The 16,184-nt window shown below is 66.3% G+C and carries 13 protein-coding genes; 6 read left to right on the top strand and 7 right to left on the bottom strand.

The features are described 5' to 3' along the window. Positions 1–10: 10 nt before the first annotated feature. Positions 11–439 (bottom strand): VOC family protein, encoded by a 429-nt coding sequence (locus tag DES47_RS13950; RefSeq protein ID WP_133701314.1) that lies wholly within the window; start codon positions 437–439, stop codon positions 11–13. A 240-nt stretch (positions 440–679) separates the two neighbouring features. Here DES47_RS13950 and DES47_RS13945 point away from each other — a divergent pair, with 240 nt between their 5' ends. Both DES47_RS13945 and DES47_RS13940 read left to right on the top strand, forming a co-directional pair. After that, positions 680–1,303 carry a DUF998 domain-containing protein gene (locus DES47_RS13945; RefSeq protein ID WP_133701313.1) on the top strand — a complete coding sequence of 208 codons (624 nt, stop codon included), beginning with the start codon at positions 680–682 and terminating at the stop codon, positions 1,301–1,303. 196 nt (positions 1,304–1,499) lie between these two features. Continuing rightward, entirely contained in the window at positions 1,500–2,405 is a 906-nt protein-coding gene (locus DES47_RS13940) for a restriction endonuclease (protein ID WP_133701312.1), read from the top strand. A gap of 166 nt (positions 2,406–2,571) precedes the next feature. Here the strand turns inward: DES47_RS13940 and DES47_RS29590 are convergent, their stop codons facing one another. From DES47_RS29590 to DES47_RS13925, 4 genes are all read right to left on the bottom strand, one after another. Beyond that, positions 2,572–2,700 carry a hypothetical protein gene (locus tag DES47_RS29590; protein ID WP_279537333.1) on the bottom strand — a complete coding sequence of 43 codons (129 nt, stop codon included), beginning with the start codon at positions 2,698–2,700 and terminating at the stop codon, positions 2,572–2,574. A 57-nt stretch (positions 2,701–2,757) separates the two neighbouring features. Further along, positions 2,758–3,789, bottom strand: coding sequence for a PEP-CTERM sorting domain-containing protein (locus DES47_RS29325; protein WP_243748297.1), 1,032 nt, complete (start codon positions 3,787–3,789; stop codon positions 2,758–2,760). 553 nt (positions 3,790–4,342) lie between these two features. Beyond that, entirely contained in the window at positions 4,343–6,259 is a 1,917-nt protein-coding gene (locus DES47_RS13930) for an AAA family ATPase (protein ID WP_166651994.1), read from the bottom strand. Positions 6,260–6,763: 504 nt separating this feature from the next. Continuing rightward, a complete protein-coding gene (locus DES47_RS13925; RefSeq protein WP_133701310.1) occupies positions 6,764–7,834 on the bottom strand; it encodes a hypothetical protein in 1,071 nt (356 codons plus the stop codon). 263 nt (positions 7,835–8,097) lie between these two features. Between DES47_RS13925 and DES47_RS13920 the strand changes: the two genes are divergently transcribed. The 4 genes from DES47_RS13920 to DES47_RS13905 all read left to right on the top strand — a co-directional run bounded on the left by DES47_RS13920 (position 8,098) and on the right by DES47_RS13905 (position 13,497). Continuing rightward, a complete protein-coding gene (locus DES47_RS13920; protein WP_243748319.1) occupies positions 8,098–9,423 on the top strand; it encodes a TonB C-terminal domain-containing protein in 1,326 nt (441 codons plus the stop codon). 126 nt (positions 9,424–9,549) lie between these two features. Beyond that, positions 9,550–11,664 (top strand): patatin-like phospholipase family protein, encoded by a 2,115-nt coding sequence (locus DES47_RS13915; protein WP_133701308.1) that lies wholly within the window; start codon positions 9,550–9,552, stop codon positions 11,662–11,664. 20 nt (positions 11,665–11,684) lie between these two features. Beyond that, positions 11,685–12,101, top strand: coding sequence for a type III secretion system chaperone (locus DES47_RS13910; protein ID WP_133701307.1), 417 nt, complete (start codon positions 11,685–11,687; stop codon positions 12,099–12,101). 10 nt (positions 12,102–12,111) lie between these two features. Continuing rightward, a complete protein-coding gene (locus DES47_RS13905) occupies positions 12,112–13,497 on the top strand; it encodes a hypothetical protein (protein WP_133701306.1) in 1,386 nt (461 codons plus the stop codon). Here the strand turns inward: DES47_RS13905 and DES47_RS13900 are convergent. Together DES47_RS13900 and DES47_RS13895 are read right to left on the bottom strand one after the other, a co-directional pair. After that, on the bottom strand, positions 13,494–14,489 hold the full coding sequence (locus DES47_RS13900; RefSeq protein WP_133701305.1) for a cytochrome d ubiquinol oxidase subunit II: 996 nt from the start codon (positions 14,487–14,489) through the stop codon (positions 13,494–13,496). The genes DES47_RS13905 and DES47_RS13900 overlap by 4 nt on opposite strands. Then, positions 14,486–15,838 carry a cytochrome ubiquinol oxidase subunit I gene (locus tag DES47_RS13895; RefSeq protein ID WP_208115020.1) on the bottom strand — a complete coding sequence of 451 codons (1,353 nt, stop codon included), beginning with the start codon at positions 15,836–15,838 and terminating at the stop codon, positions 14,486–14,488. The genes DES47_RS13900 and DES47_RS13895 overlap by 4 nt, the downstream gene beginning before the upstream one ends. Positions 15,839–16,184: the final 346 nt, after the last annotated feature.

Here is a 16,184-nt window from a genome sequence, read left to right as displayed (position 1 = left end):
CAAGCCCCGTTCAGCCCTGCTGCGAAGCGCCGTGCGCCTGCGCCGCGGCAGCCATGTCCATGTACATCAGCTCCCACAGATGGCCGTCCAGGTCCTCGAATCCGTGGCCGTACATAAAGCCATGGTCCACCGGCGCATTGGGCGTCTTGCCGCCGGCCGCCACGGCCTTGGCGACCAGTGCATCCACCTCGGCGCGGCTGTCGCACGACAGGCAGACCAGCACCTCGGTGCCCTTAGTTGCATCGGCCACAGGCTTGCGGGTGAAGGTCTGGAAGAAGGGCTCGGCCAGCAGCATCGCGAAGATGTGCTCGCTGATCACCATGCACAGCGCGCTGTCGTTGCTGAACTGCGGGTTGAAGCTGTAGCCCAGGCTGGTGAAGAAGGCGCGGGTCTTCTCGATGTTCTTGACCGGCAGATTGACGAATATTTTCTGGTTCATGGATGGATTCACTCACTGATGTCGTTGATAGGTTGGAGCTTGGCGCTGCAGCACCCGGCCTCCACTCTAACGACGAAACTGCCCAGCCGAAATCGACAGGCGCGAGCGGTTTGATTGAAAAAATATCAGTGCGCCGGGTCCGGCGACTCCACGCAACAGTTTGTCGATATGCCCCAGCCTCGGTCGTCGTGATTCGGAGGCGCGCTGCCTCTGCGACCCCTACTTTTGAAGAGGACCTACATGGCGAATGATCAAACAACACAATCCCTGCTGATGGCCGGCATCACGGCCGCCGGCATCTTCTTTCTGGTGGCAACCATCGAGAGCCTGATTCGGCCCGGCTTCAACTTGAGCAAGCATGCCGTCAGCATGCTCAGCCTGGGCGACCGCGGCTGGCTGATGATGGCCACCTTCATCATCAGCGGCACGCTGACCATGATGTTTGCCGCCGGCGTCTGGCGCGCCACCGGTGCAGTGGCTGCGCCGGTGCTGCTGGGCCTCTACGGCCTTGGCCTGGTGATGGCAGGGGTGTTTCCGGCGCCAGCGGCACTGGGCTTTCCACCCGGCACGCCCGAAGACCTTCAGCCCGTGATGAACACCCCGGCCGTGCTGCACAGCATCGCCTTCATGCTGGCCTTCGGCTCCCTGATCGTCGCCTGCTTCGTGCTGGCCGCGAACTTCTGGGCGGCGGGCTCGATGCCATGGGCCCTGTTCTGTGCGGTGGCCGGCATTGCCATGCCCGCTCTGGTCGGCCTGGGCATGAGCAATGTCGTCGCCACGGGCTTGGCTTTCTATGGCGCGGGGATGGTGGGATGGCTTGTTGTTGTCGCGTTGGGATTCAAGATCCTGCGTCAGGGGGTCTGACTTCGTTTGGGCTGGGAGTCACTTCCGGGCTGAGGCCTGCTAAAACGGTGCCCCTGTGATGGACGGCGAGTGTTGAATTGAGACATGTCAGCCGTCGGGTTACCCCTGAGCAAGTCGAAAACCGATCGCGGTCTCCAAAAGTGGTCCTCCTCATAGAATCATGCTCCCACATGGCAGCCACGGAGGAGGCACAACTATGGCGATCCCGGACTTTCAGTCGTTGATGCTGCCGGTGCTCAAGGAGTCTGCTGCCGGCGAGGTTAGCATCTCCGATGTCGTCGCCGTGCTCGGGGCCAAGCTGGCTTTGACCGAGGCAGAGCTGTCAGAGCTCCTGCCTTCGGGCAAGCAGACGACCTTCGCCAACCGCGTGAACTGGGCCAAGAGCTACCTGGGCAAGGCCGGCCTGATCAGGCTCACCAAGCGCGCGTATTTCGAGATCAGTGAACGAGGCCGAGCTGTGCTGGCCAACCCGCCGCAGACCATCAATATCAAGTTCCTTGAGTCCTTTCCGGAATTCAAGGCATTCCGAGAGGCCGCTACACAGAGTCCAACCGCACCACAAGCGGAGCCTACGAACTTCAAGGAGTTGGCGCCCGATGAGGTCATCCGGTCTGCCAGTGACGAGCTTCAGCAGTCACTCAGCGCCGAGCTACTGGCGAAGATACTTGCCTCACCTCCCGACTTCTTCGAGCGCCTCGTCGTTCAGCTCTTGATCGCCATGGGCTACGGCGGATCAGCCATCGAAGCCGGTAAGGCGCTGGGCAAGAGCGGCGACGGTGGCGTTGACGGCGTCATCGATCAGGATGCCTTGGGTCTGGATCGGATCTACGTCCAGGCAAAGCGCTACACGGACAGCAAGGTTTCGTCGGGCGAGATCAGGGACTTCTTCGGCTCGCTGGATCGGTTCAAGGCGAACAAGGGCTTGTTCGTCACTACCTCGGCCTTCTCACCGGCGGCGAAAGAGACGGCCGACATGCTGAGCAAGCGCATCGTCTTGATCGATGGCCTCCTTCTCACTCGGTTGATGATCCGATTCGACATCGGCTGTCGGGTCGAGGAAGTGGTCTACATCAAGAAGCTCGATGAGGATTTCTTCGACTGATGGTGGGCCGTCGTCAAGCTGCGAGAACGTCGGGGATCGGTCATGAGCGGGTACCCATGAATGGCCGGCTCGGCTTCATGCAATGCCGTGGATCAGACCGAAGCCATTGAACCACGCCGGTTTGAAATGAAGGTATTGACGCAAAAGGTCAGCCCACTTGGCTGGATCAGCGAGACCGATCCACAGTGGCCATCGCCGGCTTGAGCCCGGCGCGGCCCGGCAGGTGGCGCGAGACCATGCGCCGCACCACCTGCAGCACCACATGGACCCACTCGGGCTGCGCTGCCAGCAACAAGCGAGATGGCAGCGGCAACACACCGACTGAGGCAACGGGTCTTGAGCCGGGCCCGGCTCAGCGCGCCGCTCGGCGCCGCGCTACGCCGCCCAGCAGGGCCAGCCCGGCGAGCAGCGTCGCCCAGGTCCCCGGCTCGGGCACCGCGGGGTAGATGCCGGCGAGTTCGCCGTCGAAGGCCAGCCCTTGGGCGCTGACCAGCTCGGCGTCGAAGGAATGCGCGAAGTAGCCGGTCGACTGCGAGGTCGTGCCCTGGCCCATGGCCTGCACAAACAGGTTCATGTCGCCCGAGATTTCCAACGTGTTGCCGACGAAGGTGGACACGGTGTAGCGGCGCAGGCTCGTGTCCGGGAAGTGGCTCAACTGGTCGGACGCGCGGATGTTGCTTTCGAAGAACTCGTAGTTGTTGGCCGACGGCAGCGTGCCACCCACCCATTCGCCTGGAGGCCCCCAGCGCGACTCGATCCGGCCTTCGGCACCAGTCCAGGCATCGACCTTGGCGTCGAACAGGACGTGTCCGTAATAGCCGAAGCCCATCACCTTTGCCGGACCGCACTCACCGCAGCCGGGCACGCCCTGGTTCAGGTCGATGATGCGGTAGTCCACCCGCGCGTCGACACTGGCCAGCGAACGCGCGTTGCTGTAGGTCGGCATGCCGCCAAACACCAGCGGGTTGAGCCAGCCGGCGCCGATCTGCCCGTCCACGCGCAGCAGTACGTCGAACTGTACCGCCGCGCCCCAGTCCAGGCCCGAGGTGCCGGGCAGCACCTGCACATGCTTGAAGAAACTGGCGTCGGTACTGGCGGTGAACAGGTTGGCCGCCGACGGGTGCCAGGCGCTCAGCGTGGCCACGCCGCGCAGCGTCTGCTGCTCCGCCGCCGCCGTGCCCCGGTGCAGCGACTGCTGCAGGCCGCCCGACAGCGCGCTGTCCAGCGACAGCGGTGCCAGCACGGCCGCCTCGCCCGGGCCAGCGGACACGCTGCTGCTGAGCCCGTTGACGTCTCGGATCGTCACGTCGGACGAGGCGATGGGTGCAGCCTGGGCCAGCGGCCCCAGCAGCGCCACGATGGTGGCGATCAAGCTACGCGACATGGACACTTCGGCTCTCCTGTTGGGTGGACAACGCCATCCAGTGTGAGGACGCGTCGCGCGGCAGGCATTGAGCAGGGTCAAGCATCGAACTCATGGATGGACTCCATGCCCGAGTCGGTGAAGGCCATCACGCGGGGTTGCCGGATGGCTTTTCACGGCCGGTAGCCCGCAGTGCCACGGCGTCGGATAACGCGAGCGGCCATTGACCCGCCTTCGGCCTTGCCAATCACCACCAGCGGGCCGGTGCGCAAGCATGGGTTCGTGTCTCACGGCGAACCCTACGCTGAAGGCTGAGGCCGTCAGCTCATGGCCCGATGCGTGGGTAGCGTCAGTCCGTCAGGCGGAGATCACTCTCAGCGCAGCCCGAAATAGCCGAGCACGAAAAGGATGATGACGACGGCACCTACAAGCCAGACGATTCGGTTCATGGTGGATATCCTTTGCTGGCGCGGGTTGGGAGCAAGCGAGGCAGGCCGGCGCACATCGGCATGGCCCCGCTTGCGCCAATCTAGGCCTTGTCGGGCAGATGGTCTGTGCGTTGGCGAACGGTGCTTCAGGCAAAACTCTCAACGCGGGCGAGGGGTCCATCCCCCCCTGCGAGCAGCCCGTTCAGCTCGTCGCCACACAGAACCTCACGATGCAACAGGGCCTGCGCCAGTGCATCGAGTTGCCAGCGCCGCGACGTCAGCAGTTGCTGGCACTGGGCCTGCGCCTGCTCGAGCATCGCCCGCGCCTCCTTCAACACCGCCGACTGAATGTCGGGGCCCAGCAGTTCCTTGGGCACGCCGGCCACGCTCAGCAGGCCGAAGGTCTTGGAGAAGCCCAGCGAGCCGACCATATTGATGGCCAGTTCGGAGGCGCGCTTCAAGTCGTCCGAGGCGCCGCTGGAGACGCTGCCCTTGACCAGCAACTCGGCCTCGCGCCCGCCGAGCATCATGGCCAGGCGGTTGCTGAGTTCGGCCTGCGCGTACAACGGGTCTTCGGTGCCACGGCTGATGTAGGTCACGCCCAGGGCCTGGCCGCGGGGCTCGATGGTGACGCGCTCCACGGCCCCGAGGTCCAGCCAGTGGCCGACCAGCGCATGGCCAGCCTCGTGGTAGGCCAGGCGCTCGCGCGTGCTCTCGCTGAGCAGCCCCTTGATGGCCGACACCTCGCCACCGAGCTGGTGGGTCTCGATGGCGCGCAGCAAGTGCTCGTGCGACACGGTCTGGGCACCGGCTTCGGCCGCGCTGGAGGCAGCCTTGTTGACGGTGTTGGCGATGTCGGCCGGCGACAGACCCGCGGTCATGCGCGCCAGCGCTGCGGTATCGGCCGTGCCGTCGTGCCGCAGCTTGCCGATGTAGAGATCGAACAGCTGCTGGCGGTCCGGCAGGGTTGGCAAGGTCAGGCGCACCAGCATGTCGAAGCGTCCGGGCCGGCGCATCGCCGGGTCGACGTTGTCCTCGTGGTTGGTGGCAGCCACGACGACCACGTTGTCCAGGCTCTCAAAGCCGTCCATCTCGACCAGCACCCGATTGATGATGCGGTTCAGCTCTGACTCTGCGCCCCCGCCCGATCCACCCGTACTGCGCTTGCCGATGCCGTCAACCTCGTCGATGAACAGCACGCAGGGCGCGTTCTTGCGCGCCAGCTTGAACAGATCCTTGACCTTTGCGACGCCGGCACCATAGAACATGGCGGTGAAATAGGAGCCATCGACGGCGATGAAATTGGCCTTGCTCTCGCCTGCCAAGGCCTTGGCCAGCAGGGTCTTGCCGGTGCCGGGTGGGCCCACCAACAGCACGCCTCGCGGAGCCGACGCGCCCAGCCTGGCGTACTGCGCCGGGTCGTGCATGAAGGCCTTGACCCGCGTCAACCCGGCCTTGGCCTCGTCGCTGCCGATGACATCGGCAAATTGCGTCTGCGGCCGCGCCGACAGCTTGGACGCAGCCCCGCCCATGCCGGTCTGCAACTTGGTGGCCAGGATCAGCGCCGCGACGAGTGTTCCCACCAGCAGCAGAGGCGACAGCAGCTTGTCGGCCCAGTCCAGCAGGCGGCGGCTGCCGGTACGTGGGTCGACATTGACGCTGACCAGCGCAAAACCGGCCTCGGCGCTCTTGTCGCCGAGTCGGTCCAGCGCGGTGCCGGCACAGCCTTGCGCCGTGCAGCCTGGCACCGTTGCACTGGCCTTTTCGCCGCTCTTCAGCGTATACAGCACCAGCCCGGGCTGGGCGTTGGCCAGGCCCACGGCCGAGAGATTGCCGCCGTCCAGTGCCCGGCGGAAATGCGAGACCGTGTGTTCATGGTCCAGCCAGTCGTCCGGCGCCTGCTCGAACTGGCGCGCTTCGGGGCTTTTGCGAGCATCGCTTTCCCGCTGGGCCCGAACGTACAAGGCCGACAGGCTTGCCAGCAGCAACGCCGCGGCCACCAAGGCGATGAAAACACGGGGTTGGGCGCCGGTGCGCTTGAGAAGTTTCTTGAAGGGCGTCATCGGGGGCCTCGGTTCAACCATGGTGGGCAAAGGACAAGTGCAACTGCAGAGCCCGGGCGAAGACAAGCGCAGGGAACGATGACTGGAACAGGATGGCCTAGCCTACGGTCTCGCCGGGCCGGTCAATGCGGGAGGTGACCCGCGATCCCCCGCCAGATCGAGGCTTGCAGCCACGCAGGCAACAGCCGGCCGGCCGTTTGGGGGGCACGCAAAGTGGCAGCGTGCGGCTCTCGGAGGACAGCAAGGCCGATGCACATGGCCACAACGCGCCAGTCGAGATCGGCATCGGCCCGCGTCTGGCCTTGCCAATCGTCCCCAGCAGGGCCGTGCGGGCGACGCCAAATGTGTCGCGCGATGACGGAACGTTTGGCGCGATGCGCTTTGATGCACTGGCACCGGTGCCCGAAGTCCCGAGCGGGTGGGCCCTGGCCGCCGGACTGTCGGGCCTGACGCTGCTGATGCGGCGGCGCAGGCGTGCCGGCCAAGCCTCAAATCGGCCAGGCCCTAGGCCGATTCCGCCAGGCCTTTCAGGATGTCGCCGGTCTCCTTGACCGTCTTCAGCAAGGGCAGCAGGTCCTTGGTCGCGGCGTCGGTCTTCGCCGTCGCAGCCTTGACGTGGGTTGCCATCTTGAGCTGCTCGGAGGAAATCGCCTTGAGGCTGGCTTGCAGGGGCGCCGGGTCGATGATCTGGCTGGCCAGTTGCCGAGAGTCGGTCAGCGTCCTGGCCAGGGAGGCCTCCAGGGTGGCGATGTCCTTGCCCGCGCTGCCCGAAGACGAAGACTTCATCGCGGCCACCTTGCGCCGCATCTCCTGCGCCTCCTGGGTATTGCCGATGATCATCGTCTCCAGCGTGGTGCGGTGCGCATCCACCCGCTCGATCCTTGCCTTCAGTGCCTCCACCGCATCGCCAAAGGCTTCGATGTCGCGGCGCACCTGCTTCTCTGCGTCGGAGTAGAGCTGCAGCGCCTTCTGCGTGCTTTGAAACCTGTCCACCAGGGCCAGGCCCAGCTTGGCCGCGCCAAGGGCAAGCGCCGGAGCGGTGCCGGCCACCGCGATGGCCAACACGCCACCGATGATCTGGAACAGGGGCAATTGCGAGACCTTGCCGACGGCCGCCTTCTTGGCCGCCGCCAGCTCCTTGACGCCCTTGTCGGTGGCCGACTTGACGCAGGCCTCCAGCGCGTCGCTGGCGATCGTCTTGGCCTGGTTCTCGCACCAGCGCTTCCACAGCGTGGCGATCTGGTCGTTCTCGCGTTTCACGAAGGCGATCAGGCTGTCGTAGCCCTTCTGGGTGCGCTCGGCCGCTGGCCTGGCGTTGAAGCTAGCCACCATCTTCTCCAGCGCGGCGCTCTGCTTCTGGATCTCGATGATGAAGTTCTCGGAACGTTTCTCGGACACTGCCAAGGCCTTCTCGAACATCGGCAGCAGCGTCTTCACGGCCTTGGAGTCGGAGGACACGCCCAGCGGGACCACCACGGTGCATTCGGCATCGGAGACGTTCAGATACTTCGAGCCGAGCAGCTTCACCGTGCGCGTGCAGATGAATTCATTCGATCCGACCTTGACAGCAAACATCGGCAGTTCCTCAAGACTCGTCATTGCGCCACCGGGTCAGGCTAGCATGGGCCTTGGCGGGCATCAAGACGCGCTGGGCCGGTTCGTCCTATTGGCTGATGAGCCGGGCCCATGGCGTTTTCGAGATCTTGAGCTCTTGGGGGCAGGATTTGCCTGTTTGGATAAGACAATAGGCGGATGCGGTTCACAAATGCCTCCGAGATGCTTTGGCGAGGTCACGCCCCGTGCCGGCTGGCCACAGCAGCGGAGCCCCGCGCTTGAGCGTGGCCGAACCCGAGATCTCGCCGCAGGCCCTGGCCCAGAGCCGGCGGCCGGGCGCCGAGCGCAAGCGGCCTGCGCTTGCGCTGCTGCTGTCGCTGCTGGTTCACGCACTGCTGCTGAGCCTGACCCTGGGCGGCCAGGGCCTGGGCTTGCCGGGCCTGGCGCTGCCCTGGCAGGAGCGACGGGCCGAGGCGCCCGAGCTGCGCGTGAGGCTTGTTCCGCCGCGGGTCGCAGCGGAGCAGCCGGCACCGCAGGCCCGGGTCGAGCCGACGGTGGCCGACGCGCCAGCGCTGATGGCGCCTACCCCGCCGGTGGCCCCGGTCGCGCCGGCGCCCTCCGCGCTGCCATCCGTGACCTCAACAAGCTCGGCCGCTGCACCCACCACGGCGGCCCCGCCTGTGGCGTCACCACGAGCCGAGGCGCCCGTCGATGCTGCGCCCCCGCCCGCCCCCGAACCAGCGGCAGTGGCCATTGCAGTGACCCGATCCGAAGAAGCCAAATGGGCGGTGCCCGCCGCGCCTGCGGTGCCAACGCCCGCCATCGCCGCGGCGTCGAGCGCATCGACTCCGCAGGCCGACAAGGCCCTGCTCCAGGAGGCCGCCGCACAGGCCGAGCTTGAGCGCGTCAGGCGCGAGGCCCAACGGGAGGCACAGCTGCAGGCCGAGAAGCTGGAGGCTGCGCGGCTGGAGGCCGAACGCCAGGCGTCCATCAGGCAGGAAGCGGCACGGCAGGAAATCGCGCGACAGGAGACGGCACGGCAAGAGGCGGCGCGGAAGGAGGCGGCGCGACAAGAAGCGGCGCGGCAGGACGCCATTCGCAGGGAGGCGGCGAGGGTCGAGGCCGCCAGGCTGGAGGCTGCACAGGCGGTGGAGGCGCGCGAGGCCAGGCTGCGAGCGATCGGGCGACAGCTGGACGAGGAGGCCGCCCGGCGTGATGCGGCCACGGCTGCGGCACGCCAGTCTCCGACGGTGAGCAGCGCGCGCCGGGGCCGGCTGTTCGGGCGCAGCGATGCCAACGCGGAACTCGTCCAGTACGCCGAGACCTGGAGCCGCAAGATCCAGCTGAACATGACCTTCGACATGGTCCGCGAGGCGGCCAGGCAGCCCCACACCGACCCGGTGGTGACGGTGGCCGTGCGCAGTGACGGCTCGGTGGAATCGGTGAGCTTCGTGCGCTCCAGCGGCGTGCCGGCCATCGACGAAGCGATACGGCGCATCGTGCACAGCCAGGCCAACTATCCGCCGTTCCAGCCCGCCCTGGCCCGCGAATACGATGTGGTCGAGATCCGCCGGACCTGGCAATTCGACATGGCGATACGGCTGTACTGACGCCGCACAAGCAGGGCAAACGCCCCTTGGCAAGCGCCAGCTCGGCGCAGACAATGCCAGCCGGCTCGGCGATCGAAACGAGCCGCCCCCACTTCGTCGTCGCCAACCCTCAGCGGATCCCCTGCCATGCCCGACAGCCTGACTCAAGACCAATGGCTCAAGCGCGTGCTCGGCGTGAGCGTGCCACGGGCCACGCCCAGCCCGACGAACAAGCAGGTGCGCTTCGCCACCGTGTCCAAGGACATCCCCCGGCCCTCGGGCGGCGTGCAGATCACGCAGACCCGGCAGCGCTCGGGCGGGCGCATCCAGCCGCCACCGGTGTTGCGGCCTGACGAATTTGACCTCGGCGGCAAGAAGAAGATCGCCGTGTCGCGCAAGCCGGGCGGCGGCACGGTCTACACGGCGCCGCCACCGCCGGTGCACGAGATCACGTTTTCGGGTGGGGGCGCCAAGGGCGCGGCGCTGCCCGGCGCCATCAAGGCGCTGCAGGACAGCGGCGTGCTGCGCGACGCGAAGAAGATCGCCGGGGCCTCGGTAGGGTCGATGACGGCGGCCTTGATCGCTGCGGGCATCACCGCCGAAGAGTTCACTCGGATAGCCAACGACGATTCCACCACCGATGCCATCACCGAGGGCAGCGGCGGCAGCACGCTGGGCCTGCTGGGCGCCGCGCTGAAGAACAAGTTCACCGGGGGCACCTTGAACCCGCTGACCGGCCAGGGCCTGGAGACGGTGGTCGGCAAGGTGCTGGACGACACGCTGCGCAAGCGCATCCACGAATACATGATGCAGTGCGAAAAGACCGGCACCAAACCCGATGACGGTGTGGGCGAGGTGGCCGAGGCGCTGGCAAAACGTGGCCCCACCTTCATGGACTTGCGTAAGCTCGCCAAGGCGATTCCGGCGGTCAAGGAGGTGGTGATCACCGGCACCTACACCACCGAGCTGGGCACCATAGACAAGTCATCGCAGAAGGGCTTCGAGAACCAGAACGAGACCGGCCAGCTCTATGTGTTCGACGCCGACAGCGAGCCCGATCTGGCGGTGGCGGTGGCGGTGCATGCCTCGGCCTCGTTTCCGGCGGCATTCAAGCCGGTGGACATCACGCTGTCCATCGGCCTGAAGGTGCGCTTCATCGACGGCGGGGTGATGAACAACACGCCGACCTCGTCGAGTCTGGGCCGGGAGCGCGAGCTGGACCCGATACCCGAGGGCCGCGGCATGACCTTTGTGTTCGAAGACGAAGGCGGCGCCAGCAAGGACCTGCTGAAGGGCACCGTCGCGCCGACGCAGGGCCTGACGGCACGGCTGCAGGACTGGTTCGTCGGGTCCGAGAACGCTGGCGCCGAGTATGCGAAGAACCGGGTGGTGAGCGACCGGCCGGAAGAGATCGTCGAGGTGCCGCTGACGATAGAGCCCAAGAAGATGAAGTGGTACCAGCGCCAGAAGCTCAAGCCCTGGAAGCGCAAGGTCGACCCCGACGCCGATATGCGCGGCGGCACCCTGAACTTCGGCCTGTCGATGGAAGCCAAGCTCAAGTACCAGGACAAGACCGAGACCGCGACCAACGACCAGATCGAGCGGGCCGGAAAGCCGCGGACGCGCGAGTTCGCCTCCGACGCGCAGATGTTCGTGTCGATCCCGCTGGCCGAGCTGCGGGTGCTGGCCCAGGGCGGGTTTGAGGGCGCGGCGCAGGCGGTGGTGTTCCGCGAGCGGGTGGCCACACTGCTGGCCACGCTGCAACAGGCGGTGAAGACGGAACACGCCAAGAAGGACAGCCAGATTGCCCGCGTGCTGCTAGACCCGGGCGCCGCATTGGCCATTGCCGAGTTCGACACGCTGGCCGGCAAGGATGTGGACTACCAGGGCTATGTGGCCCGCGAGATCAACAAGATCGAGGGCCTGGACAATCTGTTCGCGGCCGCGCGCAAGGGTGGCATGAAGAGCGACGCGCTGGCCGCCACCTATGCCGTGGCCGACGCGGTGAAGGCCCGCAACCAGGCGCAGAACATCCTGAAGGATCTCGTCTATCCGAAGATGAAGCAGGAGCCCGAGGGCGGCGCCGGCATCGAGACCCTGCGCATCGTCGAAGGCCTGTTGCGTGGCGCGCAGGAGATCGATGATGTGAATGGCGCGCTGCAGATCGCCATCGATCACTTTCTCGACAAGCCCGACCGCCGCCTGCCCAAGCGCGGCCACAAGGCATTCGCGCAGCAGCTCCAGCGGCGCTTCATTCGCTGAGCCTACCCAAGGACACACCCATGTTCAAAAGCACCGAGACCCTTTATGCCGATCTGGCCAAGACGCTGGGCGTGGCCGAGCTGCCGGCCGACGCGTCGGGCAGCCTGGAGCTGACGATTGGCGACGACAGCACAGTGATCCTGTTTGCCGAGGACGAGTACTCGCTGATGCTGGTGGCCCCGGTGATGCCGCTGCCGGCCAACCTCGACTACGGCCTGGTGCTGTGGCTGATGCGCCGCAATTTCTACGACAGCCCGCTGGCGCCGTTCCGTGTGTCTTGCGACGCGGCCGGCACCCTCGTGCTGTGGGGGCGCGTGCCTATCGAGGGCATGAGCGGCGCGGCGCTCGGCAGCCTGATCGAGGCGCTGGCTGCGCAGAGCAATCTGGTGCGCGAAGAACTCGGCTTCGGCGGTGACGCCGCGGCCGAGGCCAGCTGAGGGCCGCGCGATGGCTGAAAAACTGACCGATTCCAACTGGACCGCCTTCACCAAGAAGCTCAAGCTCGAGCTGGACGACGGCCCGCTGGTCAAGGCACTGGCCAAGGCGGACAAGACCGACATCGCCAAACCGGAGCCGCGGCTGGACGCGCTCGAAGACCTGGTCGAGCTGATCAAGAAACAGGTCATCGCACTGGCCAAGCGCAAGAAGGAGCTGGGCGACAAGGTCTTCGGCGAGGTCAAGGACAAGCTCTACGCGCTGCTGGAGGTGGCCGAGGAGCAGCTGAAGATCGCCGAGGCCGCGATCAAGGCCGCAGCCGACACCGGTGGCGACGAGGAGGAAGACACCCCCGTCCTGCTGACCAAGAAGATGATTCCGCTGGTGCGCGAGCTGCGCAAGGGCGATGTGACCATGCACGCGCTGATCTGCACGGCGGGCAAGAACACCGCGCTGCTGATCATGCGCCGCCCCATCGCCCCCGCCCGCCGCAAGCTGCTGGCCGAGGCGGTGGATGCCAAGGGCGGGGCCAAGTACATCGCCGCCGAGTGCATGCTGGAAGACAAGGTGCTGACCTTCGTCGTGCAGAGTCAGGCGGCGGGTCTGGCCAAGCGGCTGCGCCAGGCCCTGCTGGACCAGACCGAGCTGCGGCTGAAGGTGAAGGTGCGCGGCGATGATGGCGAGGATGCGGATGGCGAAGAGGAAGGCGCCGATCAGGACGTGCCGGGCGACGAGCCGGACATTCCGCAGGCGCCGCCGCTGCCCTCAGTCGAGGAGCCCGATCACGCGGCAGCGTTCAAGGCCCGCCTCGAGGCCTTGATGCCCAAGCTCAAGTCGGCCCATCCGTCGGCCGAGGCGGCGCGGCTGAAGGTCAGCGAGGCAGGTGCCCTGTCGCGCAAGCGCGAGTGGGACGCCGCCAATCGCCTGCTCGATGAAGCCGAGGACCTGCTGGCCGAGCCAGACTCGTCAGAACCTCCGGCCCCGTCGACCAAGCTCACCATCGCCCCGGCCATCGTCTACACCCAGACGCGCCTGGCCTGGGGCGCCACGCGCAAGAAGATCCAGGGCGAGCTGCAGAAGCTCGAAAAGGCAATCCTGGAGGCCTACAAGGATCACACCGTGCTGCCCGAGGTGGCCAAGGGCGTGCGCAAGCTTGACCAGGTGCTGGAGGTGTTCGACGAGTCGCTGAACGACGCGCTGGACGCCGCGCTGAACAGCGCGGACCCGGCAGCCAAGAAGCGCCATCACGACGAGGCCCGCGACATCATCGCGAAGTACCAGCGCTTTCTGAAAAGCGACGCGATGGTGCAGGAGCTGGACGCCAACCCGTTTGTGCCGATCGCGGTGCAGTCCACGCTGTCCAGCACCCTGGCGGTGTTGGCATCAAAGATAGGCTAGGCGTACTTCAAGTCCGTCGCCTTGCCCCAGAACACCCGATAGGCAAAGATCGTATAGCCGATGATGGCCGGCACGGCGAGGGCGCAGCCGACGGCGATGATCTGCAGCGAGCTGGTGGCGCTGGCCGCCTGCCACAGCGTCATGCGGTCCATCACCACGTAGGGGAAGATGCTGTAGGCCAGGCCCAGGGCGCCGAGCAGGAACACGCACACCAGCAGGGCGAACGGCAGCCAGCACAGCTTGCCCAGGATGCGCGATGAGTTGAGCAGCCCGCGCAGCGCCAGCAGGGCCAGCCCGCTCATCAGCGGAATCGGCAGCAGGGCGATGAACTCGGGCAGGCGGAACCATTTGTCGCGCACCGTGGGGCTGACCCAGGGCGTGGCCAGCGAGATCGCCACCAGGCCCAGACACATCAGCGGCCAGGCGCGCTTGGCCCAGCGCACGGCGTCGCGCTGCAGCTCGTGTTCGCCCTTCATGATCAGCCAGCAGGCACCCATCAGGACATAGGCGGCGGCCAGCGACAGCGCGATGCAGGCGGCGAACAGGGTGTACTGCCAGCCCTCCTGGAAGGCGGTGATGTAGCGCGCCAGCATCCAGCCCTGGGACAGCGCGGCAAGACCTGATCCGGCCGTGAACAGTCGGTTCCACAGCCGCTTGTGCTCGTCGGCCGCCTTGGCGCGGAACTCGAAGGCCACGCCGCGCAGGGTCAGGCCGAGCAGCATGGCGGCCACCGGCAGGTACAGCGCGCCGAGCACGATGCCGTGGGCTTTCGGGAAGGCAATCAGCATGATGCCCACGCCCAGCACCAGCCAGGTCTCGTTGGCATCCCAGAACGGGCCGATCGAGGCAACCATTCGGTCCTTGTGCGCATCATCGGCGCGGGCCATCAGCATGCCCACGCCGAGGTCATAGCCGTCCAGAATCACATAGGCCAGCATGGCCAGGCCCATCAGGGCCATGAAGACCAGCGGCAGCCATTCCTGTGCGTTCATGCTGCGACTCCTTGATCCATCAGACCGGGCACTTGCGGTGCGGGTAGCGGTGACTTTTCGGCCATGCGCTTGACCACCATCACATAGGCGACGATCAGCAGCGCATACATGATCAGGTAGCCGACCAGGGTGGTGGCAATCATCGCGGCCGGCGTCTTGGATGCCACATCGGCGGTGCGCAGCAGGCCGTAGACGATGAAGGGCTGGCGGCCGATCTCGGTCACGTACCAGCCGGCGATCGTGGCCACCCAGCCAGAGAAGGTCATCAGGCTCAGGGCCCACAGCAGCGGCCGGGGCAGGCGTTCGGCGATCCAGCCACAGCGGCGATACAGCCACAGGCCCAGCCAGCTGAAGGCCAGCATTGCCAAGCCCACGCCAACCATGATGCGAAAGCCGAAGAACAGCGGCGCCACCGGCGGATGCGCCCCCTTGAATTCATTGAGGCCGCGGATCTCGCCCTGCGGCTCGTGCGTCAGTATCCAGCTCGCGCCATTGGGCACGCCGATGGCAAAGCGGTTGCTGCGCGAGGCCTCGTCGGGCCAGGCGAACAGCAGCAAGGGCGCGCCCTTCTCGGTCTCCCAGACGCCCTCCATCGCGGCGATCTTGGCCGGCTGGTGCTTCAAGGTGTTCAGGCCGTGCATGTCGCCGACCAGTATCTGCAGCGGTATCAGCACCGCGCCCGCAGTCAGCCCGACGCGCAGCACGCGCGACGTGTAGGCCTGGGCCTTACCCTTCAGCAACTGCCAGGCGCTGACGCCGGCCAGCACGAAGGCCACGGTCAGCCCGGAGGCCAGCAGCACATGGGCCAGCCGGTAGGGGAAGGAGGGGTTGAACACCACGGCCAGCCAGCTGGTGGCATGGAACTCACCATTGATGATCTCGTAGCCGGCCGGCGTCTGCATCCAGGAGTTCAGGCTCAAGATCCAGAAGGCGCTCATCGTTGTACCGAAGGCGACCATGAAGGTGGCCAGCAGGTGCACCCGCTCGCTGACCCGGCCATGGCCGAACAGCATCACGCCCAGGAATGTGGCCTCCAGGAAGAAGGCCGTCAGCACCTCATAGCCCAGCAGCGGCCCAGCGATGTTGCCGACCTTCTCCATATAGCCCGGCCAGTTGGTGCCGAACTGGAAGCTCATCGTGATGCCGCTCACCACGCCCAGGGCGAAGGTCAGGGCGAATACCTTGGTCCAGAAACGGTAGGCCTGCAGCCAGGCGTCCTGATGCGTGCGCAGCCAGCGCCAGCGGAAGAACAGCAGGGCCCAGCCCAGCGCGATGCTGATGGTCGGGAACAGGATATGAAAGCTGATATTGGCGCCGAACTGGGCGCGGGCGAGCAGCAGCGGGTCCAGCATCTCAGTTCTCCAGGGCGCTGAGCGCGACCTTCGACACATGACGAATGAGGCGGCAGAGACGAGGGCGCGCCGGCCGCTGCGGGCTGAAGCATTGTCCGGTCCTGAACGGACCGAACTTCGGCTTCTTTATGCCCGCTGCGACCGGCACACCCTCGTCCCTGCTGCAACGGGTGTGCGCGAGGCCGCAAGACTCGCGCAAGTCTCGGAGTTGGCAGCCAACAGCACATCCGCAGAGGGGGCGGGGGGCCGGCCACGGCGGGCATAAAGAAGCTGGAGGTCGGTCCGAAGGGACCGGCCCAAGCTTCAGCCCGTCGTGGCCGGCCCCCCACCCCCTCTGCCACCC

The sequence above is a fragment of the Roseateles toxinivorans genome (assembly GCF_004362525.1).
GTDB lineage: Bacteria > Pseudomonadota > Gammaproteobacteria > Burkholderiales > Burkholderiaceae_C > Paucibacter > Paucibacter toxinivorans.
This window is presented reverse-complemented; position numbering and strand designations above follow the sequence as displayed.

Excerpts from the sequence above, each read along its gene's own strand:
- DES47_RS29325 (WP_243748297.1), bottom strand. The coding sequence starts at position 3,789 with ATGTCGCGTAGCTTGATCGCCACCATCGTGGCGCTGCTGGGGCCGCTG.
- DES47_RS13930 (WP_166651994.1), bottom strand. The coding sequence starts at position 6,259 with ATGACGCCCTTCAAGAAACTTCTCAAGCGCACCGGCGCCCAACCCCGT.
- DES47_RS13940 (WP_133701312.1), top strand. The coding sequence starts at position 1,500 with ATGGCGATCCCGGACTTTCAGTCGTTGATGCTGCCGGTGCTCAAGGAG.
- DES47_RS13910 (WP_133701307.1), top strand. The coding sequence starts at position 11,685 with ATGTTCAAAAGCACCGAGACCCTTTATGCCGATCTGGCCAAGACGCTG.
- DES47_RS13925 (WP_133701310.1), bottom strand. The coding sequence starts at position 7,834 with ATGTTTGCTGTCAAGGTCGGATCGAATGAATTCATCTGCACGCGCACG.
- DES47_RS13945 (WP_133701313.1), top strand. The coding sequence starts at position 680 with ATGGCGAATGATCAAACAACACAATCCCTGCTGATGGCCGGCATCACG.
- DES47_RS13900 (WP_133701305.1), bottom strand. The coding sequence starts at position 14,489 with ATGAACGCACAGGAATGGCTGCCGCTGGTCTTCATGGCCCTGATGGGC.
- DES47_RS13905 (WP_133701306.1), top strand. The coding sequence starts at position 12,112 with ATGGCTGAAAAACTGACCGATTCCAACTGGACCGCCTTCACCAAGAAG.
- DES47_RS13950 (WP_133701314.1), bottom strand. The coding sequence starts at position 439 with ATGAACCAGAAAATATTCGTCAATCTGCCGGTCAAGAACATCGAGAAG.
- DES47_RS13915 (WP_133701308.1), top strand. The coding sequence starts at position 9,550 with ATGCCCGACAGCCTGACTCAAGACCAATGGCTCAAGCGCGTGCTCGGC.